Source organism: Actinopolymorpha rutila (assembly GCF_013407855.1).
GTDB lineage: Bacteria > Actinomycetota > Actinomycetes > Propionibacteriales > Actinopolymorphaceae > Actinopolymorpha > Actinopolymorpha rutila.
This window is the reverse complement of sequence record NZ_JACBZH010000001.1, coordinates 5,534,711-5,556,083: the sequence shown is the minus strand read 5'-3', so window position 1 is coordinate 5,556,083 and position 21,373 is coordinate 5,534,711. Positions and strand designations below refer to the sequence as shown.

Sequence of the window (21,373 nt, the reverse complement as noted above, 5' to 3'; positions counted from 1 at the left end):
CCAGGACGCCGGCGGGCTTCCGCAGAGCCCGCCAGGATGGCTTCGGCGCTGGGCAGCCGCACTTCACCTGCGAGTTGCCACTGGCCGGCCGGACCGAGGACGACGTACTCCAGGGCATGAACCAGCTATGGCGCCGCAACATCAAGAAGCCGACCAGGGAGGCCGAGGACCCTGATCGGATCAGGCTCTACCTCGCCCGCCACAAAGGGCACTACACGCTGCGGGAAGACCCGACCCGGACACGTGCTTCGATTTTCCATCGCGTGACCGAGCCTCACCGGTAACCGCGGGCCTGCAGTTCGTAGAGGTCGCTGTAGTGGCCACCGCGGTTGATCAGTTCGGCGTGCGTTCCCTGTTCGACGACACGTCCGTGGTCGAGTACGACGACCTGGTCGGCCGCGGCGACCGTGGAGAAGCGGTGCGTCACCAGGATGGTGATCGTCCCGGTGTCTCGTCCGGACCTGGCGGCCCGGGTGTACTGGTCGAACAGTTCGTGTTCGGTGGCGGCGTCCAGAGCCGCGGTGGGCTCGTCGAGTACGCGCACCAACGGCATGAGGCGCATCATGCCGCGGGCGATGGCCAGGCGCTGCCACTGGCCGCCGGAGAGGTCGACTCCGTCCGGCCAGGTGACGCCGAGCTGGGTCTGCAGACCGTGCGGTACGGACGTGAGCACGGCCTCCGCCGCACCTTCGTGGAGCGCCCGCCGGATCGCGGCCTCGTCGTCGCGCTTCGCCAGGTCCCCGATCCCGACGCTACGGCCCAGCGTGAACTCCAACCGTGCATGGTCCTGGAACGCGCCGGCCAGCCGTGACCGCCAGGCAACGGGGTCGATGCCGGCCAGGTCGTGGCCGTCGATTCCGATGGTGCCGGTGGTCGGCCGGAGCATGCCGGAGATCAGGTTGACCAAGGTGGACTTCCCGGCGCCGTTCTCGCCCACGAGTGCGACGACGCCACCTGCCGGGAGAACGAGCGACACCTCTTCGAGCGCAGGCGTGTCGTGCCCCGGATAGCGGTAGCCGACCCGGTCCAGGACGAGCCCGTGTGCAGGCACGTCCGGCGGTGTGCCGGTGCCGTGCTGGGCGGCCCGGATGCGTGCGGTCTCGTCGACGAGCCAGAGGAATCGCCCGGCGGTACGGCTCATCGCGGCGACGTTGTGGATGATGTCGCGCAGGGTGCCGCTGACGCCCTGCAGCCGGCCGATCAGCAGCAGGGCAAGGGTGAGCGCTGCGACGGTGACCGCTCCGGCGACGGCGTCGCGGACCAGCCAGGCGAGGACCGCGCCGGCTACGCCGAAGAAGATCACCTGCACCGCCACGTTCACCACGGACTCGCGGACCGCCAGACCCACCTTCGGTTTCCACCAGGCGTGCGCGGCGGCGGCGAGCCGACCGCGGAGCGGGTCGGCCAGCCCGAAGACGCGGACCTCACCGCCACCGGCCGGCGAGGTCCCGACCTGCAACAGGTGTGCCGCGAGCCGACCGGGTTCCGCGCCGGCGGCTTCGGCCCGACCCTGCCAGCGGGCGAGGAGTGGCCCGGCCAGGACGCCCGGCACCCCGGCGACCGCGACCAGCAGCATCCGGGGATCGGCCGTGGCGGCCAGCGCGACGACGCCGACCACGCCTGCCAACCCGTTGAGGTTGTTGAGCAGGGTGTTGAGAGCCAGGCCGAGCGATCCACGCTCCTCCCGCATGATCTGCAGCTGGTCGAGGTAGTGCGGGTCGTGGAGATGATCGATCGTGGGAACGGAGGAGGTGAGCTCGGCGATCCGTGCGTCGAACTCGTACCCCACCCGCTCCAGTTGACCGAACCGGGCGTTCATCCCCAGCCAGACCAGCGCCCGGCCGAGGCCGATCTGTGCCACGAAGGCGCCGGCGGCCAGGGCCATCTGCTGTGTGTCGTGGCCGGCCGCGCCGGCGACGAACCACGCCAGGTACAGCGGCTGCAGCAGCCCGAGGATCACCCCGCCGGTCTCGCCCAGGCACAGTAGCGCCTGCCACGGTGCCACCCGAACCGAGGTGCTGACCAGCAACCGCAACGCACGCGAGAGATTCCGGACACCAGTGAGAACGCCCATCAGGCGGCACCCCCCGCGGCCGCGAACCGGGATGCCTGCAGCGTGAACAGCCGGGCGTACTCGCCCCCGGCAGCGACAAGCTCCTCGTGAGTGCCGTCCTCGATCACCCGCGCGCCACCGCCGCCGGTGGGTCCGAGCACCACGATCCGGTCGGCGTGCCGGACGCTGGACAGCCGGTGGCTGATCAGGATCGTCGTCAGGCCCTCCCGCAACCGCAGCAGGGATTCGAACAGCGCCACCTCTGCCCGCACGTCCAGCGCGGCGGTCGGCTCGTCCAGGACGAGTACGCCCGCGCCGGCGCGCACCGCGGCCAGCGCCCTGGCCAACGCGATCCGCTGCCACTGCCCACCGGACAGGTCCGTACCACCGGTGAACTCCGCCGACAGGACGGTCTCCCATCCGGACTCGAGGCCGGCGACGATGTGGTCCGCTCCCGCATCGACGGCGATCCGGTCCAGCTCCTCGACTGGTTGCCAGCCCGCGCCGGCCTCGACGTTCGCCCGCGCCGTCAGCCCGAAACGTACGAACTCCTGGAAGATGACCGACACCCGACGACGCGCCGCGACGTCGACGGCCGGGTCCAGCCCGTCGATGCGTACCTCACCGGCCTGTGGAGGCCACAGCCCGCACAGCAGTTTGACGATCGTGGACTTCCCGACACCGTTGACACCCACCAGGGCCACCGCCTGCCCGGCCGGAATCGTCAGGTTCAGGTGCTCGACGACGGGCCGATCCCCACCGGGATAGCCGAACGTGACCTCGCGCAACTCCACCTTGCCTGCCGCGGCGCTGATCGGCGCCGTGTCAAGCGTTGCTTGCGCGGGCGTGGGCAGGAACGACAACCCCAGTGCCGTACGGAAAGCCGCGAGCGCGGCCACACACGAGGCGGTTCGCCCGAGCGAGGTCTCGCCGTCGTCCTGCCGCCCGAACGCTGCCAGGCCGAGGATTCCCTGTACCACCGTGACCAGCACACCCGTGGACACTCGATCGGCCGCGGCGTCGGCCGCCAGGACCGCGAACGCCGCCGCGTTCAGGACCAGCAGCACGGCCAACGCCGGCAGCGTGCCGCTCACTCCACGAAGCCGTCGCCGGGAGACGATCGCCATGGTCTCCTGCCAGGCGTTCACGAACCCGCCCACCAGCCATCCGCCGAGGCCGTACAGCCGGACCTCCTTCGCCGCGGCGCGTTCGACCAGGAGCCCTTGCAGATAGGACGCGCGCCGGCGTCCCAGGCCGGTCTCGCCGATCATGTCGTCGAAGACCACGCTCCGCCAGTGCGCCACCGCACGCGACAACAGCAGCCAGCCGACCACCAGGAACGGCCCGACCCACCACCGCCACGTCGAGACGACGACCAGCGCGCCGACGCCGTTCAGCTTGTTCGACAACGCAACCCACGTGCCGCCGATCCCACGCAGGAACAGCCAGTCGCGCGAGGCCTCCACCGCCGACACGAGCTGCTGCGCGTTCGCAGGATCCTCCAGGTGGGTCACCGCGTGCGGATGTACTCCGGTGTCGACGACGAGGTCGTAGTACGCGGCCAGATACCGCGCCGAGGCCACCTCCTCCACCCCGCGCGAAACCGCCGCCGCGACCGGGGCCGTCACGAACGCGGCGACGGTGACCGCCAGCCACCGCCACGACTGCAGCGCCGCGGCCGAGTCCACCCCGGCTCGCATCGCCGCGCCGGTCGACGCGATCAGGTGGCCGGACGCGACCATCGCCACGGTGATCGCACCCGCCTGCACCACCGCGAGCACGACGCACGCGACGGCCAGGCCGGGAGCCGCGTGCCACCACAGCCGCACGTGCAGCACGTACCGATTCCGTGCCGCACACCGAACAGAACGCCAGGCAGAAAAGGGCACAGGCATACCGCGGAACACTCCTCACGAAGCCTTCGGGAAAGCCGGGAACGAACAGCGAAACCCGTGCGCGCGCAACGGCCTCCGATTGCAGCACGCCTGCGGAATGCTGCGCCCGACTTTTGTGATGCACGTCACATTGGTGATTCGAGTTCGCCGTCATCGAGAGGGATCCCGTGAGCGTGTTCTAAGGACCGGATGCCGAGCGGCGGTCGTGCCGAGGTGGCGACCTGCCAGGTGGTGCGGGCCGGCGAGCTGAAACCCCAGGTTCAGCGGTGCTCGCGGTTCAGGTCGGCGGTGGCGAGAGCGCTTCGGGCGCGCCATCGTGCGACGACGGTCAGGAGCCTTCGGCGGATGTCGGCGTGGTCGGCCGATGCCCACAGGTCGACGAGTTCGTTCGGGTCCTCGGCCAGGTCGAAGAGTTGCCCCTGCTCGGAGTCGAGGAACTCGACGAGTTTCCACCGGCCGTCGAAGACCATCGTCATCAGCTCGGTGCCCTGCAGGATCATGTCGCGGGCGTGCTCGGAGAACACGTACTCCCGACCGTCGTAGGCCTCGCCGCGCAGGGCCGGCAGCAGCGACACCGCCTCCATCCACGGCGGCGGGGTGATGTCGGCCAGTTCGAGCACGGTCGGGCCGAGGTCCATCATCGCCGTCAGCCCGTCGAGACGGCGTCCGCCGGAGATCCCGCAGCCGGGCCCCCACACGACGGCAGGCACGTGGACGCTGGGCTCGTACATGGTCCACTTCTGGCTGTGGCCGTGATCGCCCAGGCAGTCACCGTGGTCGGAGGTCACCATCACCACGGTGTTCTGCAGTACGCCGCGTCGCTCCAGCGCCTCCAGGATCAACCCGATCTGCTCGTCGATCATCGTCACGTTGGCGTAGTAGTGCCGCCGCTGCCGCCGTGACTGCTCGTCGGTCGGCTCCGCCAGGTGCACCACGGAGTCGTGGTCGGTTGCCATGTGTTCCGAACGCAGTTGCTTCAGGGCGTCGGGCTGGTTGGCCAGGTCTGCGTCCGTACGCACCGGCTTCGGCACGTCGCGGTCGCGGTAGGCGTCGAGGTGGCGCGGCACCGGATCGTAGGGAGGGTGCGGGCCGGGGAAACCCACCTGCAGGAAGAAGGGTTCGTCGCCCGGGTAGGTGTCGAGCCACCAGCGTGCGTGAGCGCCCACGAACACGTCGGAGTGCAGCGCCTCGTCCTCGGCCCACTCGAAGGCGCCGAGGGCCTCGCGATAGCCGGCGTCGCGCCGTCGTACCGTCCGGGTCGGCTTCTCCACGCCGTGCGACCACAACGCCTTGTCCCACTGGTCATGGAAGAACGGCACGTTCGGGTGGTCGCGGTCCTTGTTCTCGACGACCGTGCGCTCGTGGAAGCCGAGCGGGGTTTCCCACGGGTTGGTGTGCATCTTGCCCACGTTGACGCAGTGGTAGCCGGCACCGGCGAGCGTCTCGACCCACGAGTGCCTCCACACCTCCTCGTTGCGCAGCACGCCGAGGGAGTGCGGGTAGACCCCGGTGAAGAGGCTGGCACGCGACGGTGAGCACGAGGGTGCGCTGACGTAGGTGCGGGTGAAGGCGACTCCCTCTCGCACCAACCGGTCGAGTACGGGAGTGTCGACGTGAGAGTGTCCCAGAGCTCCGATCGTGTCGTGTCGTTGTTGGTCGGTGACGATCATCACCACGTTGGGTCGCCGACCCGTCGCCTCGTCCGCCATCACGCACTCCCCACTGTCGTTTCTTCACGTGTCAGATCGACGTCGCGGGCCTCGGCCGACAACAGAACGCAGACCGCGCTGACCACGCACACGACGGCCATGTAGATCGCGACCGGCCACCACGACTGAGACCAGGCACTCGCCAGCGCGGTGGCGATCGCCGGGGTCGGAGCACCCGCTACGAGCGCCGACACCTGGTACGCGACACCGAGCCCGGTGTATCGGGTCGACGTGCTGAACATCTCGGCGAAGTACGTGCCCTGGATGGCGAACATGCTTCCGGTGCCGATCGCGAGTGCCACCACGATCGTCAGCCAGACCACCAACGTGTTGCCGGTGGCCAGCAGCGGGAAGTAGGCGAACGCCACCACGACGCACATCAGCGTCCCGAACAGATACACCGGCCGCCTGCCCACCCGGTCGGAGATGATGCCCACCACAGGGATGACCACGATCTCCACCGCGGCGGCGATCACGAACCCGGTGAGCATGATGCCCTTGCCGACGCCGAGTTGCGTGCTGGCGAAGGCGATTCCGAAGACGTTGATGACGTTGAAGGTGACCGCGTCGGCGAGGCGGGCGCCTGTTGCCAGCAGGACGTTGCGCGGGTGGTCGCGGAGCAGGCCGGCGATCGGCAGCCGGCGTACTGGCTCGCGGTCGGCCTGGAAGGCACGCGTCTCCGGCAGTGAACGCCGAATGTAGGCAGCGATCAGCACGAACAGTCCGCTGAGCAGGAACGGCACTCGCCAGGCCCAGCCTTCGACCTGCGACTCCGACAGCAGTTGGATCAGCGCGAAGACCCCGGTGGCGACCAGCAGCCCGAGCGGTGTGCCCATCTGGTGGACGCTGCCCATCGCACCGCGCCGGCCGCGGGGCGCGTTCTCCAGCGCGACCAGAGCTCCACCGCCGAACTCGCCGCCGATACCGATGCCCTGGACCAACCGCACCAGCACCAACAGCAGCGGCGCGACCGCACCCAGAGTGTCGTACGTGGGCAGCAGTCCGATCACGAACGTGCCGAGGCCCATCAGCAGCACGGTGAACAGCAGCATCCGCCGCCGGCCGATGCGATCGCCCCAGTGTCCGAACACCACCGCGCCGACCGGGCGCATCACGAACCCCGCGGCGAACGTGCCGAAGGAGTTAAGCAGGCCGGCCGTCTCCGACTGTCCCGGAAAGAACAGCTGGGGAAAGACGAGCCCCGCGGCGATGCCGAAGAGATAGAAGTCGTACCACTCCAGGAACGACCCGGACGCCGCTGCGATCATCGCCCGTCGGACCGGCAGGCCGCGATCCACGTGTTCGGATCCGGTGCTGCGGCTGTCCACGGGTGCGGGGTTTCGGTCGGTCATACGCCTCCGCTCATATGAGCGCGTGGATCGCTCATCTGTTAGGGTCATGCCTATGACAGACGGCCCCTCGGGTCAAGCCCCCGAAGCCGGTTCGCCTTCGGAAGACCGCGCGGCGCTGGTGCGCGAGGACGGGGAGGGCCTCCGGCTGGCGCTGGCTCGCGGCTACTACCTGGAAGACCTGTCGAAGGTGGCCCTCGCCGACGCCTTCGGGCTCAGTCGCTTCCGGGTCGCTCGATTGCTGCAGGAAGCCCGCCGTCAGGGACTGGTGCGCATCGAGGTCGGCGCCGCCGGGCGGGTCGACCGGGAGATCTCGGCCGCGCTCCAGGAGCTGCTCGGCGTACGGCGGGCAGTTGTCGTGGGGACAGCTGGAGCCGACCCGCACTCGGCCCTCGAACACGTCGGGGCCGCAATGGCCGACCAACTGGTGGCCGAGGTGGCCGAGAACGACGTACTGGGGATCACGTGGAGCGCCGCCATCACGGTGATGGCCGAGCGGCTGCACCGGCTCTCTCCGTTGCCGCGTTGCCAGGTGCTCCAGCTCGGTGGTGCCGTGTACCCACCGGCGGGTATGCCGGGCTCGGTCGAGGTTGCCAGGCAGGTGGCGGCCGCTGCCGGAGTCACCGCCGAGGCGATCTACTCCCCACTCGTGGTTCCGGACAGCCAGACCGCCGATGGACTGCGCCGTCAACCCGAGATTGCGGCTGTCCTCGACGCTGCCCGCGGCCTGGATGTGGCGGTGCTGTCCGTCGGCTCCTGGCAACCATCCCGCTCCGCTGTCTACGACCTGCTCTCACCGGCGGAGGCGGAGGCGCTCGCCGAGGCAGGGGTTTGCGGCGAGGTCTCCGGCCGGTTGTTCGACGCCGACGGGCGCTTCCTCCACACGCCGCTCGACGAGCGGGTGGTGGGGATCGATGCCCGCACCCTCGCCGGCGTACCCCGGCTGTTGGTGTCCAGCCACGGCGCGCATCGGGCTGACGCAACCCGAGCCGCCGTACGCGCAGGGCTGGTGCACACCCTGGTCTGCGATGCGGACCTCGCGGTCGCGTTGCTCGCCGACGCGTAGGCCGCGCGCAACCTGAGCTTGCGGCGGGAGCGCTGCCAGCGACAAGGCGGTAAGGCGGTCCACAAGCCGGATGCGCTGTCCCGGGCGTAAACAACCAAAGGCCTCAGCGACGACGACCTCGCACACATGCCGAACCCGCGGCTGCCATCATCGGCGGCGGCGATTGCCGCCAAGCCGGCGGGCCTGAAATCGACTGGTGGTCTCCGACCCGACTTGCCAGACTTCTCGTTCGGTGACCCAGCAGACATCGATTGTGGGTGGCGACGCGATGACCCTGCCGAACTTCGTGGTTATCGGGGCGATGAAGGCGGGGACGTCGAGTCTGCGCAACTACCTCGACGAGCACCCGGACGTCTTCGTCGTGCGCGGCGGTGCGTTCGACGAGCCGCACTTCTTCGTTACCGAGGAGAACTGGCACCGGGGCGTTGGCTGGTACGAATCCCTCTTCGAGGGCGCCGGTACGGCCGCAGCCGTCGGTGAGTGTTCACCTTCCTACACCTGGGCCCACGTCTACCACGGCGTAGCCGAGCGAATGGCGAAGCTCGTTCCCGATGCACGTCTGGTGTATGTCGTACGCGATCCCATCGCTCGTATGCGGTCGATGTACATGCACCAGGTGTCGGCCGGCCGGGAGCGACGCCGCGCGGACGTGGCTCTGCTCGACGACCGGTACCTCAAACCGAGCATGTACGGGTTCCAGCTCGCGGCGTTCCTCGACCACTTCGACCGCGGTCAGATTCTCGTGGTCGCGAGCGAGGTGCTCCGCGATCGGCCACGTGAGGCGCTGTGTGCGGTGTTCGACCACCTGGGCGTCGACCCGGCCGCAGTCGACCTGGACAAGCAACGCCGAGACCATCGTTCGATCGACAAGCCCGTCCCGCGACTGCACGGCCTGGGCTGGCTCCCTCGACAGCAGGTCAAGCTCCGTCCGCGATGGCGGCCGGATCGGCGCAGCGGGATGGCTCGTCTTCTGACGACCAGGCGGGCGCGTCCCGACGACTCCGCGATTCCACGCGAACTCCACGACAGACTCACCGAACGCCTTGCCGACGACCTGCAGCTCTTTGAACGTCTCCTCGGCCACCCGGTGCCCGATGACTGGCGCTGGTCAAAGCCAGTCAGCCGCTGACGTGGGCGGTGTTGTCGAGCCAGTGCCGGGCGAGGTCGGTGTCGCCGTCGACGCTGATGTTGGTGGCTTCGCGGCCGGTGAGAGGGACTCGTCGGGTCAAGGTCAGCAGCAGCGATCGCGCCGGGCCGGTCACCGTCACATCGGCCTGCTGGGTTCCGGGCTGCCACGTCGCCCCGTCAGGCCGCCGTTCGACGAACCAAGCGCCCGCGTCGTCCGCGACGTCGGTGGCCAGCCACTGCAGAGTCTGCCCGGTGCCCCTGATGGCGTGGGCGGACTCCGACCGCAGCATCTCCCACGTGGGGGAGGTGAGCATCGCGAGGTGGTTGCTGATGAGCGCGGCGAAGATGTCGGCGTCAATGGCGTCGTCGACGTCGGCCGGTCGGCCCGCCGCGTTGGCCGCGTCGAAGCCGTGGACGACCGTCTCGTTGAGGACGCTGGACATCCAGAACCGTGTCCCGGTCCGTTCGTCCCCCGCGGCGTTGAACACCGGCGCGTCCAGCGCGTCGTCGGAGCACGCGCTCGCGACCCGCCGCGCCGACTCCGACAGCCACGCCTGCCACTCGCGGTGGTCGGTGGGGAGTACGGCCATCTCCGTGGGCAGCTGGGTGGGGTCGGTGATGCGCCGCTCGATGATCTCCGCGACCCAGTTCTGGGTCTGGCCCACGTGCTCCACCAGGTCTGTGATAATCCACTTCGGGGTTGTCGGCACGGCTGCGTCAGGTCCGGCCGCGGCGGCTGATTCCGCGAGCCGTCGGGTGTGTTCGACGATCGCTCGCCGGGCGTGTTCCGCGTTCAGCTCGGTCATTGGGTTGCCCTCTCCGTGGGTTCGTTGTGCTGGCTACGACTCGGCGTGCCGGTCGAACTCATCGGTGACCTGTCGGGGAAGATCAGTACGTCGTCGAGGTCGACCAGCGGCGGTAGCGCCATGGCCTGCGCCGTCTCCAGCATTCTGAACCCCTTCACGCCGAACGGCTCGGTTCGTGCTTTCAGCCAAACATCGAGCTGGGTCGTCGCGGACCTTGCCATCGCCTCCTCGTCGGGAGGGATCAGGCCGGACTTGCACGCATCCAGGAACTCGTCCCAGTCCTCGGTGCCGACATCGCCGTCCCTGGTCACGTAGGGATCCAGCTCGAGATCGACGTAGGTCCACTCCGACCCGTGGAATGTCGGGGGAGAGCAGATGTCGACTGCGATCGGAAAGGTCGCGTGCGGGCCGTACCAGGTGGCGATCCACCACCCGGCTTCGGGGATGAGTGAAACCGAGGCCCTGCCCAAGCCATCAGAACCCATGCCCGCTTCACAGAAGTCGACATTGTGGCCGTCCTCGCCGCGAAAGACCGAGCCGGCCGGGGTGTGCAGCCAGAGACCATCGGCATCTCGGCCGAGCACGTAGGCACCGGATACGCCGCTACCTACCGGCCGCTTGCACTTCCGGACGAACACCTTCTCCAGTTGGTCATCGGCCATGGCCGGACTCTACGGCGATACGGTAGCGATCGAACCCGGTACCCGCACCGCGATGACTTCCTGGCCGCGTCCGGGTCTACGTCATCGACACGAGCACCTCGTGTCACCCATCCCGGGAAGGAAGCAGCGCATGGCCGCACTGGTCCTGAAGATGTCTGTCTCACTCGACGGCTACGTGGCACCCGATGACGGGAGCTCCGACTGGCTCGCTGCGGGAGGCTCCGATGACGCCCTCGAGTGGACTGTCGAGACCGTGAGCAACGCCGGCGCGCACCTCATGGGTGCCACCACGTACGCGGTGATGGCCGCCCACTGGCCCAGTGACTCCGGTCCCTTCTCCAAGCCGATGAACGAGATCCCGAAGGTCGTGCTCTCCGAGTCGCTCACGTCCGCCGACTGGGGCGAGACGACGATCTCCGCTGGAGATCTGGGCGAAGCCATCACGCGGCTCAAGCTGGAGCGCCCCGGGGGATATCTGCTCGCGCACGGTGGGGCACGGTTCGCGCGGTCGCTGGTTGCGACGGGATTGATCGACGAATACCGCCTTCTCGTCCACCCGGTGGTCCTCGGGGCGGGCGAGCGGATCTTCCGCGCACCGCTCACCATCGAGCCGGACAGCACCACCGTCTTCAGCGGCGGAGCCGTCGCACACGTCTTCGCGGCACACCCGCGTTCGACCTGATCGGCAACCGGCGGCCGCAGCCCGCCAGCGTCCAGTCCACGACCCCCTGAGCCGGTTGCCGACGAACAGCATGTTGTGGGGGCAAAGTCGTTGTGGGTAAGGGCTTCTGCCCATGTCGGGGTCCGATGACCGCCGGTGGAGAGACGTCGTGGATGGCTGTCCGGGGGGAGGGGCTGCCGTTGACGGCTCACGTCACCAGCCGCGAAGCGATGCTGTCGCGGAGTTGGGCGGCCGTTTCCAATGCGTCAGTGATCTCTGCCCGGTTCGCGGGCAGCCGCAGTCCGCGGCACCAGTAATCGAACAACGCGTGCTCGGCGCGAAGGGTCTGATGGAACTCCGCGACCTTCGGCGTCTCGGACGAGTCGTTCAGCCGGAGATTCAGGGCCTTGCCCACGTTCAGCCGAATGGACACCTTCAACAGCCCGTCGAGGTAGGACGCCAGGTCGGCGGCACGACCGGTGCCGCGCAGGGCCGCCACCTTGTGGGCGATCTCCTCGTACGTCTCGTCGGCGTAAGTGAACACCGCCCAAGCCACGTCCTCCGGACCCAGTTGACGTACGAGTTCCGGGTCGGCCATCCATCCCCGCAACGCTTCGGCCAGCATGCCGAAAGCCTCCGCTCCGTACGCCGCGGACTCGAGGTCGACGTCGAGGCCGAGTCCTCGTCGCAGTGATTCGTAGAGGTGTCCGAGTCCTGTCGTCTCCAACGCGTGCCGGGCACTGGCCAGGAAGTGAGTGGGGGAGGTACGCAGCGCGCAGGTTTCGATGAGGGCCACTGCGACGTTCTCCAGTGCCAGGCGTGCATGCAACGTCGCCAGGGTGAGGTCGTCGTCGGCGCGCGCGTGGTGTGCACCGTCGGAGTGGGCGAGGCTCGCGTCGTACCAGGGTCCGGCTCGCCGCGCGCACACGTCCGGGTCGTGGAAGGTGGCGGTGACTCGGGCGCGCAGATCGGCGAACCAGCCGTCGGTGTCGGTGAGGACCAGCGAGTGGGCGACCCGGCCGTGCCAGTTGCCGTCGTTGACGGCGTTCTCGAAGTACTCGGCAGAGATCCGGTCGACGTCGGCGAACACCGGCGACGTCGGCAGTTCCGGGAAGGTGCGGCCCAGGAGATCGGCCACCCGAACCCGGGTCACCACGCGGTAGTCCACCGGCCTGTCCAGGCACAGCATGAGGTCGATGTCACTGGCCTCGTTGGCGTCGCCCCACGCTACCGAGCCGAACACGACCGCGGCTCGCACGTCGTCGTCGGGAAGCTTTGCCACCAGGTTGCGGGCGACCTCGGCCATGCGCCGGCTGATGGAAGCGTCGTCGTTCACCGGTACCAGCTCCCCTCTGTCGGGACCGAAGATCACGACAGCTTAGGAGTACAACCCGAACCAGTTGCCGCACCTATCGAAAAACGATAGATTCTCATCGACGTTCGATGGGGAGGGCTCGATGGGAAAGCTGACGGTGCTTGCGTTGCGGGCTGTGCTCGTGGCGCTGTTCGCCGGCTCGGTGTTCGTGCAGACGGTGATGGTGCCGCTGCTGGCGGGTGATCTGGGGGAGCCGGACGCCGAGCTCGCCGCGTACCAGCGCACCTCCGTGGTGGTGATCCTCGTCCTGGGATTCCTGGCGGTCGAGGTGGTCCTGGCCTGCGTGTGGCAGCTGGTGAGGATGGTGGGACGAGGGACGGTGTTCTCGCACGGCGCCTCGCGGTACGTCCATGTCGTGACCGGCGCGGTCGTGGCGGCGGCCGTTCTGCTGTTCGCACTCGCGGCCGTTCTGGCACCGGGGGAGGCCGTTCCGCCGGGCATGGTCCTGCTGATCTGCGGGGCCGCGGTGGCGGCCCTGGGGGTCGCGCTCGTCGTGGTCGTACTCCGGATGCTGCTCGCCCAGGCCGTTGCCCGCGACGTCGAGGCGACGCAGCTGCGGTCGGAGTTGGACGAGGTGATCTGATGCCGATCGTCGTCGACATCGACGTGATGCTGGCCAGGCGGAAGATGTCAGTGGGCGAACTCGCGGATCGGGTCGGTATCACTCCTGCCAACCTGGCGGTGCTCAAGAACGGCCGGGCCAAAGCGGTGCGTTTCACCACCCTCGAAGCCCTCTGCGAGGTGCTCGAGTGCCAGCCGGGAGACCTGCTGCGGTGGGAGAACAACGGCGAAGTGGACTGATATGGACTCCGTTGACGTGCTGGTTGTGGGAGCGGGGCTGGCAGGACTTCGGACCGCCACTTTGCTCGCCCAGCAGGGACATGAGGTGCTGCTCGCGGACAGGCGGCCAAGCCTCGCGGGTGCGATTCGTACGACCGGAATCTTCGTACGCAGAACTCTCGACGATTTCCCCTTGCCCGCGGAGTGTCTGGGGCCGCCTATCCGGCGGGTGGTGCTCTACCCACCTGGGCTTCGCGGGCCGGTGGCGTTGACAAGCGAGCGGGACGAGTACCGGGTCGGCGACATGGCCCCCATCTACGTGAAGGCGGCCGATGCGGCATCCGGTGCGGGCGTACGCATCCTGCTGGGCACGCGCTATGCAGGTCGGCAAGGGCAGACCTACACCCTGGTTGGAAAGGAAGGCCCGGCGGAAGTGCGGACGCGGTTCGTCGTGGGGGCCGACGGTGCGAGGTCGAGCGTTGCCCGCGACCTCGGCCTGGACCGCAACCGTCACCTGCTGATCGGGGCCGAGGAGGTGTACGAGATTCCGCGCGGGGAGGAGCCACCGACCTTCCACTGCGTGCTCGATCCTTCGCTCGCTCCCGGCTACCTGGCATGGGTCGTGAACGACGGCCGGCATGCCCACGTCGGTACGGCTGGGTACGCCAACCGCTTCCCCGAAGGGCTTCGCCGGGCGCTCGAGCGGTTCGCCTCCTCGGCACCCGGACTGGATGGCGTCGAGCGTCCCGACGGTCCTGACGCGATCGAACGGCGGGGAGGGCCCATCCCGGTCGGTGGTCTGCTACGCCGGATCAGCTGCGCGAACGGGCTGCTCGTGGGGGACGCCGCCGGCGCGGTCTCCCCGCTCACCGCCGGCGGTCTCGACCCGTGCCTGCGACTGTCGGAGCTCGCGGCCGCGGTCCTCGACGAGTCCCTGCGAACCGGGCGGCCGGACACGCTGGCGCACTTCGACGGAGCCGCGCTGCGTGCCCGGTTTCGCGGGAGGCTGGCGATGCGGTGGGGACTGGACAAGGTTCGTACGCCTGCCCTCGCAGCGACGGCGTTCGGGTTGCTGCGTACGCCTCCTGGGCAGGCGGCGGCGCGGCGGATCCTCTTCGGCGACAGGTCCTTTCCCGCCGGACAAATCGGCGCATGACGGTATGAGCGCGGCGACCGAGACGATTGCGGGGACTCATCACGAGCAGGTCCTGCCTTGTGCCCGTTCGCTCCCGGCGACTTCGAGAGTAAGGCTCGAAGGAGGCAGCCGGCTGTGGGAGGCAACCCTTCCTGGCGTACGAGCAAGGAGCGTCGGTCATGACGGGAATGGACGCGAGCAGTCTGGGACGCGGCGAGCTGGGGCCTCTGGAGAACCTCATCGACCAGCTGGGGCTGGCCGCGCGGTTCACCGGAGACGCGACCATCTTCGGGTCCGATCCGGTCATCCGCTCACCGCACCGCCTCGCTGAGGCGTCCTGCACCGCGCACCTGCTCATCGGTGCCGCGGGCGTCGCGATCTGGGAGGCCCGCGGCGGATCGCCCACCGACATCTCCATGGACGTCCTGCACGGCTTGCACCACCTGCATCCGACCCACTTCGTGGAGCAGTCCGGCTACTCCAGCAACGTCGGGGCCGAGTTCGTTCAGGTCAACGGTGTCTTCGCGACCAACGACGGCGGCTACGTGATGCTCGAGGCCGGCCCGCCGTACCAGAAACTGCTCAACGGATACCTCAACTTCTTCGACTGCGGCAACAACAAGGACTCCTTCGCCCGCGAGGTTGCGAAGTGGAACGCCGAGGATCTCGAGGAGGCGTTGACGTACGCCGGACTGCCGGCCGCCCGTGCGTTCACCCGTGAGGAATGGCGCGCCCATCCCCAGGGCAGGGCACTCGCCGCGGTGCCGCCGATTGAGATCGTCAAGATCGCTGACGGCGACCCGGTTCCGTTCCGGGGCCAGGGTCGCTCGCCGCTGGACGGCGTTCGGGTGCTCGACTTCACGCACGTGCTCGCCGGCCCACGCAGCGCCCGTACGCTCGCCGAGTACGGAGCCGAGGTGCTGCACATCAGCTCGCCGTGGTTTGCCGACAACCTCGCCCAGCACCTCGGTGTGGACGCGGGGAAGTACGACGCCTTCCTCGACCTGCGGTACGAAAAGGACATGGGGACCATGCGGCGACTAGCGGCCACCGCCGACGTCTTCGCATCCACGTACCGCCCCGCGGTGAACGAGCGGTTCGGACTGCTGCCCGAAGCGCTCGCGGAGACCAGCGAACGCGGCATTGTCTACATGTCAGCCGACGCGTACGGACACTCCGGTCCGTGGAAGGACCGGCCCGGGTTCGACCAGAACGGGCAGGTGGCGTCCGGGTTCGCCTTGGAGGAAGGCCGAGGTGGTCCCCCGAAGTTCTCCCCGGTCTTCTACGTGGCCGATCTGATCACCGGATACCTCGCGGCCGCCGGGATGATGGCGGCGCTGCTGCGGCGTGCCGTCGAAGGTGGCTCGTACCAGGTGAAGCTTTCCCTGACCCGCAGCGTCATGTGGGTCCAGGACCTCGGCCTGCTCGACGTCGCCGCCCAGGGTGACATCCCCGAAAGCGACTCCTACCCGGCGGAGACGGTGGACATCGACACCGCGTACGGCGCGGTGACCTTGCTGGCTCCGCCGCTCACGTTCACCAACCTGACCCTGCCGACCACCGACCGGCTCGTGCCGTACGGCTCGGACCCGGCGTCGTGGCAGTCGATGGCGGCTTGAGGGACTCGATCTAGCCCAGGACCTCCCGGATTCGTTCGCCGGCGTCCTGCGGGTTCCTCGGCTGCCAGTCGATGGCGACCAGCGTCCGTCCGCCGGCGTCGATGTCGAGGGCATCCACCGCGGCGGCGCGTGCCATCCTCGGCCGTGTTTCGTCCGTACGCCAGTTGCGGCTTCCGGCACTGCTGACGGCGAACAGCATGCGTGCCGCCAACGCGTCGCCGTACGGAGACGGTACGTCGACCCACTCTCCGCGCCAGGGTTCGCCGAGCCCCGGCACCAGGCCGGGAGCGGTTTCGAGGTACTGCCGTTCGACCTCGGTGGTGAAGCGTTCCAGCAGGATCCCTCGAAGGCCTGCCTCGCCCGCGCGTACGGCGACCTCCTTCGACAGGCTCGGCGACCCTTCGAAGAGCTCGGCAGGATGGGCGGACAGCGCCCGTCGCAGTTCGGCCATCCGACGTGACGATGACGGCGCCGAAGCAGGTGACGGGAAGCTGAAGAGGTCGACCGTCGTGGACGCGGGCTGGACCCACGTCCATGCCATGCAGAGCTGGTCGGTTCGCTGCGAACGAGACCAGGCGAGGAGTTCGCCCAGACGCCTGCGCTGAAGTGCTGCGGTGAGGGCCTTCTGCGGTTCGCGGGCGTCCCGTCCGTGACACTCACCCGCCACCACCTGCGCGGGAAGAGCGAACCGGAACTCCGGCCGGACACGCCTCCCGCCGCCGGCGTAGATGTGCTGCAGGTCTGCGGGGAGCGCGTCGAGATGGGCGATGCCTCGCGCCGGTCCGTGGACCTTCTCGACGGCCGCGGCCAGGGCACCCAGCGCGACGACCTCCGTCGTGAACCGGCGGATGTGGGACGAGCTGTCGGCGAAGGCCGCGTGTCTGGTGAGAGGTTCGCCCACGTGGTCGCGGCTGAAGAGCGTCAGCACGAGCGCCAGCTCGCGGGTCACCAGACGCATCAGCTTGTGCCCGCCGTAGGGAACGGCAAGGGCGTTGCTCCGGATGGTCGCCGCCAGCGACACCTCCAGGAGCTCTTCGGCCCGGAGGATGATGTCGTCCGCACGGATCGAACGCGCCTTGGGCCGCGGTACGACGTCGAACTGTCGGAACCGAACCTGTCCCATGGCACCCCCCGGACCCTGACCCGCGCGAGTGCACGCCGGCATCTCCTCACACGATGAGCGTGCGAACGGCCCTGATCAACAATCTGCGTCGAACGAATTTTCGATGGCCGGGATTGGTAGCGACGGGCCGCTCTTCTGGACAGTCGGCTGGGGGTCGGGAAGGATGACAAGGCTTTCACCGTGCACCTGAACCCGAGCGCAGCTCGCCGAGACGACGAGGATGTTCCGCTGAGCACTCACTTGCCCGAAGGGCCTCCCGCTTCGCAAGGTGTCGACGCGCGTGGTGTGCACGCGTTCCTGGACGCGCTGGAGCAGGCGCCGGAGATCGAGCCGCACAGCCTGATGATCATTCGGCACGGCCAGCTCGTCGCTTCGGGCTGGTGGGCTCCGTACGCACCCGACCGGCTTCATCTGCTGTATTCGTTGAGCAAGAGCTTCACGTCCACGGCGGCCGGCTTCGCGGTTGCCGAGGGGCTCGTACGCCTCGACGATCCGGTGATCTCCTACTTCCCGGAGTTCGAGGCCGACATCACCTCACCTCGAAGCCGTTCGATGCTCGTACGCCACGTCGCGGCCATGGCTTCCGGCCATGACGAGGAGACGTTCCAGCGGGCCATCGAACTGGACCCGGACGAGATCGTCCGCGGATTCCTCCTGCTCCCGCCGGATCGCGACCCCGGCACGGTCTTCGCCTACAACCAGCCCGCGACGTACACGCTCGGCAGCATCGTCCAGAAGGTGACCGGACAGTCGCTGACCGACTACCTGCGGCCACGGCTGTTCGAGCCGCTGGGTATCGGCGAGGTCGCGTGGCACCAGCGACCGGCTGGTCGTGACCTCGGCTTCTCTGGGCTGCACGTGACCACCGACGCGATCGCGCGGCTGGGCCTGCTCTACCTGCAGGAGGGGAGCTGGGAGGGCAAGCAGTTGCTGCCCGCCGCATGGGTCGCGGAGGCGACGCGTTCGCACGTTTCGAACGCGGACGGCACCCCGGAAGGGGCGAGCTCCGACTGGCAACAGGGGTACGGGTTCCAGTTCTGGATGTCCCGGCACGGCTATCGCGGTGACGGGGCGTACGGCCAGTTCTGCGTGGTGCTGCCCGGTCACGACGCGGTGATCGCGATGACGGCCGCGACCGTGGAGATGCAGGCGCTTCTGGACGCGATGTGGAACAACCTTCTGCCGGCGTTCGGGTCGGCGCCGATCGACGGTCGAGAGGACGACGACGCGGCGCTGGCGGAACGACTGTCCCGCCTGGCGCTCCCGACGGCTCCTGGTGAAGCGGCTCCGCTCGCTGACTCCGCGGCCTGGTCCGGCGCGGAGTTCACTCCGGCCGGTGGTATGTGCGCCGATCAGTCGACTCTGACCGGCGTGGCGGTCACGGCGGCCGAGGACGGCGGCTGGGCCATTTCCCTGACCGACGATGGCGAGCGGCTCGAACTCCGACTGGACGGGCAGGGTTCCTCGGGCTGGTCGGTCGATTCGGGTGGGGACGCGGCTGCGGCTTCGGCCGTACCCACGGCCTTCAGTGGTGGGTGGGCGGACCAGGACACGTTGGCGTTCGACGTGGTGTTCCTGGAGACGCCGCACCGGCTGGCGGTGACGTGCTCGCTCGCGGATCGGACGTTCACCGCGCGGTGGCGGACCGTCCCGCTGCACGGCGGCTCGTTGCGATCGATGCGTGCACCCCGTCGTCACGGCGTGAGGTAGTGACCCAACTGCCGGAAGTTTGATTCTCCGGGATCTTTGCGGCTGCTCTCAGAGTGGTTTCAGCTGCCGGGAAGAACCTTCAGGCATGACTGAGACGACACCTCCACCAGGCCAGCCAAACCGTTCCGGCGACCAGTACTTCCCACCGCCGTCGAGCTACGCTTTCGGCCAGCCGCCGCCCGCTCGACCTTCGTCGCCGTACGCAGACCAGCCGTACGCAGACCAGTCGCCCAGGCCGCGTCCCCGTCGTCGCGGCGTGACGGCCGTCGCCGCCTTGGCGCTCACCGCCGGCCTGGTCGGCGGGGCCGGGAGCGCGGCCACCTACTTGGCTACCAAGGACCAGGGCGCCTCCGGCGCCAGCGCCACCGCGCTCGACCAGTCGACCGCGACCATCAAGGCCGCGTCCAACACGCCGGCGGGCAGCGTCTCGCAGGTGGCGAACAAGGTTCTGCCGAGCGTCGTACTGATCACGATCTCGACGTCACAGGGTTCGGGCAACGGCAGCGGCATCGTCCTCAGCAAGGACGGGTTGATCCTCACCAACAACCACGTCGCCGAGGCCGGCGGTGGTGAGGGCCTGAGCGTGACCTTCAACAACGGGAAGACCGTCAAGGCGACTGTTGTCGGCGCGGACCCGGTCACCGACCTCGCGGTGATCAAGGCCAGTGGAGTTTCCGGGCTGACCCCCGCGACGCTGGGTAGCTCCGCCGACCTGAATGTGGGGCAGGACGTCGTGGCCATCGGTTCGCCGCTCGGTCTGTCCGGCACCGTGACCTCGGGCATCGTCAGCGCGCTCGACCGGCCGGTCCCGTCCAGCGGCGAAGGCGAGAGTCAGACCACCGTCACCGACGCGATCCAGACCGACGCCGCCATCAACCCCGGCAACTCCGGTGGTGCGCTCGTCAACATGGCCGGTCAGGTGGTCGGGATCAACAGCTCGGCGATCCTGAGCGGGTCGGGCGGGTCGGGCGGGTCGGGCGGGTCGGGCGGGTCGGGCCAGCAGGAGGGCGGTTCCATCGGCCTCGGCTTCGCGATCCCGATCGACGAGGCCCGGCCGATCGCCCAGCAGTTGATCGCCGAGGGACGGGCGGAGCACGCCCAACTCGGTGTGGCGGCGGGTACGTCCACCGGCAGCGACGGGGTGTCCAACGGTGCGACACTTGGGACCGTCACCGCCGGTGGTGCCGCCGCCAAGGCCGGCTTGCAGCAGGGCGACGTGATCACCAAGGTGGACGACCGGCAGATCGCCGACTCGGATGCGCTGGTCGCCGCGGTCCGGTCGTATCGCCCTGGTGACAAGGTGACATTGACGTACGTCCGAGAGGGCAAGACGCACACCGCGAGCGTGACCCTGGGGACGGACGGCGGCAACGTGCAGCGGGCCGGGGACTCCTCTGGTCAGGACCAACAGGAGCAGGAGCAGAACCAGCAGTCGCCGCCCTGGGCGAGCTGACCGGCACCGGTTGGACAAGAAGACCGGCGTTCCTCAACGGGGAGAGGACACCGTTCCTACTGGTCGTCGACGCGGCGGCGCAGCACGCTGTAGCTCTCTCGCTTCTCCACCTGTTCGAACCCGAACGCGTCATACAGGGACCTCGGTCCACGCCAGTTGTCCTCGTCGACGTTCGTCTGGTCGTTGAACGGATAGGACTCCACCCAGGCCGTTCCTCTGCCCGCGGCGTCGGCGAGCACCCGTCGGAGCAGAGAGCTCACGAGCCCGTGGCCGCGATAGGGCGGGGCGATCCCGAAGCAGGAAAGGGAAATCACGTCACTGTCAGGTGGATCGGCGGCGTCACCTGTCCGGTACATCGAGCACTCGGCTCGCTTCGAGGCGTTGACCCAGCCGGCAGGCGTGCCGTCGACGTAGGCGAGATAACCGAACGCTCGGCCACTGCTGAGCAGGTCCACCATGAGTTGCCGGTTCTGCCTCCAGGGGCGGAGTTCGCCGCCGGTCTGGCCGCGCCCCAACAGGTGTGGCCCAGAGCAGTAGCAGACCGCGTCGACAGGATTGCCGGCGAACGCGTCGTGATCGAAGAACGTAAGCCAATCAGGGATCCGCGAGGAACCAACCGGGTGAATGGTCACCGTGCCGATGGTTTCGAGGCGCTCCGTCGCCCCGGTGAGACGTTGCGTCGCCTCTGCGAAGTTGCGGACAGCCAGGTCAGGGAACGGCCACTCCGGATGCTGGGATCGAGCGTGCGCGAGGTACGCATCGCTGAAATCTTCGAGGTTCGGGCCCTCCACGAGGACCGAGCACTCCTCACAGCGAAGGCTGTTGCGCGACGTCATGTTCAGGACCTCC

18 protein-coding genes are annotated in these 21,373 nt (G+C 68.7%); 9 read left to right on the top strand and 9 right to left on the bottom strand.

Features of this window, described 5'->3' with window-relative positions:
- Positions 1–274 precede the first annotated feature (274 nt).
- The 4 genes from F4554_RS24805 to F4554_RS24790 form a co-directional block, all read right to left on the bottom strand.
- Positions 275–2,074: an ABC transporter ATP-binding protein gene (locus F4554_RS24805; protein ID WP_179789805.1), complete on the bottom strand. Its 1,800-nt coding sequence runs from the start codon at positions 2,072–2,074 to the stop codon at positions 275–277.
- A complete protein-coding gene (locus tag F4554_RS24800) occupies positions 2,074–3,891 on the bottom strand; it encodes an ATP-binding cassette domain-containing protein (RefSeq protein WP_337796190.1) in 1,818 nt (605 codons plus the stop codon). Before F4554_RS24800 ends, F4554_RS24805 begins: the two co-directional genes overlap by 1 nt.
- A gap of 317 nt (positions 3,892–4,208) precedes the next feature.
- Positions 4,209–5,657, bottom strand: coding sequence for a sulfatase family protein (locus F4554_RS24795; protein ID WP_179789803.1), 1,449 nt, complete (start codon positions 5,655–5,657; stop codon positions 4,209–4,211).
- Positions 5,657–7,009: an MFS transporter gene (locus tag F4554_RS24790; protein ID WP_179789802.1), complete on the bottom strand. Its 1,353-nt coding sequence runs from the start codon at positions 7,007–7,009 to the stop codon at positions 5,657–5,659. Before F4554_RS24790 ends, F4554_RS24795 begins: the two co-directional genes overlap by 1 nt.
- 52 nt (positions 7,010–7,061) lie before the next feature.
- Here F4554_RS24790 and F4554_RS24785 point away from each other — a divergent pair, with 52 nt between their 5' ends.
- Positions 7,062–8,072, top strand: a complete 1,011-nt coding sequence (locus F4554_RS24785; protein ID WP_179789801.1) for a sugar-binding transcriptional regulator — start codon at positions 7,062–7,064, stop codon at positions 8,070–8,072.
- Between the two features lie 232 nt (positions 8,073–8,304).
- Positions 8,305–9,201 (top strand): sulfotransferase, encoded by an 897-nt coding sequence (locus F4554_RS24780; RefSeq protein ID WP_179789800.1) that lies wholly within the window; start codon positions 8,305–8,307, stop codon positions 9,199–9,201.
- Here F4554_RS24780 and F4554_RS24775 read toward each other — a convergent pair.
- Together F4554_RS24775 and F4554_RS24770 are read right to left on the bottom strand one after the other, a co-directional pair.
- Entirely contained in the window at positions 9,191–10,006 is an 816-nt protein-coding gene (locus F4554_RS24775; protein ID WP_179789799.1) for a maleylpyruvate isomerase family mycothiol-dependent enzyme, read from the bottom strand. The two genes, F4554_RS24780 and F4554_RS24775, sit on opposite strands and share 11 nt — an antisense overlap.
- On the bottom strand, positions 10,003–10,668 hold the full coding sequence (locus tag F4554_RS24770) for a ribonuclease FAU-1 family protein (protein ID WP_179789798.1): 666 nt from the start codon (positions 10,666–10,668) through the stop codon (positions 10,003–10,005). Before F4554_RS24770 ends, F4554_RS24775 begins: the two co-directional genes overlap by 4 nt.
- 130 nt (positions 10,669–10,798) lie before the next feature.
- On the opposite strand from F4554_RS24770, the gene F4554_RS24765 reads away from it, so the two are divergent.
- Positions 10,799–11,350, top strand: coding sequence for a dihydrofolate reductase family protein (locus F4554_RS24765; protein ID WP_179789797.1), 552 nt, complete (start codon positions 10,799–10,801; stop codon positions 11,348–11,350).
- Between the two features lie 187 nt (positions 11,351–11,537).
- Here F4554_RS24765 and F4554_RS24760 read toward each other — a convergent pair whose 3' ends face one another.
- On the bottom strand, positions 11,538–12,665 hold the full coding sequence (locus F4554_RS24760) for a nucleotidyltransferase domain-containing protein (RefSeq protein WP_179789796.1): 1,128 nt from the start codon (positions 12,663–12,665) through the stop codon (positions 11,538–11,540).
- Positions 12,666–12,786: 121 nt separating this feature from the next.
- Between F4554_RS24760 and F4554_RS24755 the strand changes: the two genes are divergently transcribed.
- The 4 genes from F4554_RS24755 (at position 12,787) to F4554_RS24740 (ending at position 16,238) form a co-directional block, all read left to right on the top strand.
- Positions 12,787–13,287 (top strand): DUF2975 domain-containing protein, encoded by a 501-nt coding sequence (locus tag F4554_RS24755; RefSeq protein ID WP_179789795.1) that lies wholly within the window; start codon positions 12,787–12,789, stop codon positions 13,285–13,287.
- The gene (locus tag F4554_RS24750) at positions 13,287–13,505 is read left to right on the top strand and encodes a helix-turn-helix domain-containing protein (RefSeq protein WP_179789794.1); all 219 of its coding nucleotides are present in this window, start codon (positions 13,287–13,289) and stop codon (positions 13,503–13,505) included. The genes F4554_RS24755 and F4554_RS24750 overlap by 1 nt, the downstream gene beginning before the upstream one ends.
- A 1-nt stretch (position 13,506) precedes the next feature.
- On the top strand, positions 13,507–14,640 hold the full coding sequence (locus tag F4554_RS24745; RefSeq protein ID WP_179789793.1) for an FAD-dependent oxidoreductase: 1,134 nt from the start codon (positions 13,507–13,509) through the stop codon (positions 14,638–14,640).
- A gap of 158 nt (positions 14,641–14,798) precedes the next feature.
- Positions 14,799–16,238, top strand: a complete 1,440-nt coding sequence (locus F4554_RS24740) for a CoA transferase (protein ID WP_179789792.1) — start codon at positions 14,799–14,801, stop codon at positions 16,236–16,238.
- Between the two features lie 10 nt (positions 16,239–16,248).
- On the opposite strand, the gene F4554_RS24735 is transcribed toward F4554_RS24740, so the two are convergent.
- Positions 16,249–17,361 carry a hypothetical protein gene (locus F4554_RS24735; RefSeq protein WP_179789791.1) on the bottom strand — a complete coding sequence of 371 codons (1,113 nt, stop codon included), beginning with the start codon at positions 17,359–17,361 and terminating at the stop codon, positions 16,249–16,251.
- 285 nt (positions 17,362–17,646) lie between these two features.
- On the opposite strand from F4554_RS24735, the gene F4554_RS24730 reads away from it, so the two are divergent.
- Entirely contained in the window at positions 17,647–19,071 is a 1,425-nt protein-coding gene (locus F4554_RS24730) for a serine hydrolase domain-containing protein (protein ID WP_337796189.1), read from the top strand.
- Positions 19,072–19,327: 256 nt separating this feature from the next.
- Positions 19,328–20,524, top strand: a complete 1,197-nt coding sequence (locus F4554_RS24725; RefSeq protein WP_337796188.1) for a S1C family serine protease — start codon at positions 19,328–19,330, stop codon at positions 20,522–20,524.
- A gap of 56 nt (positions 20,525–20,580) precedes the next feature.
- Here F4554_RS24725 and F4554_RS24720 read toward each other — a convergent pair whose 3' ends face one another.
- Positions 20,581–21,360 (bottom strand): GNAT family N-acetyltransferase, encoded by a 780-nt coding sequence (locus F4554_RS24720; RefSeq protein WP_179789789.1) that lies wholly within the window; start codon positions 21,358–21,360, stop codon positions 20,581–20,583.
- Positions 21,361–21,373: the final 13 nt, after the last annotated feature.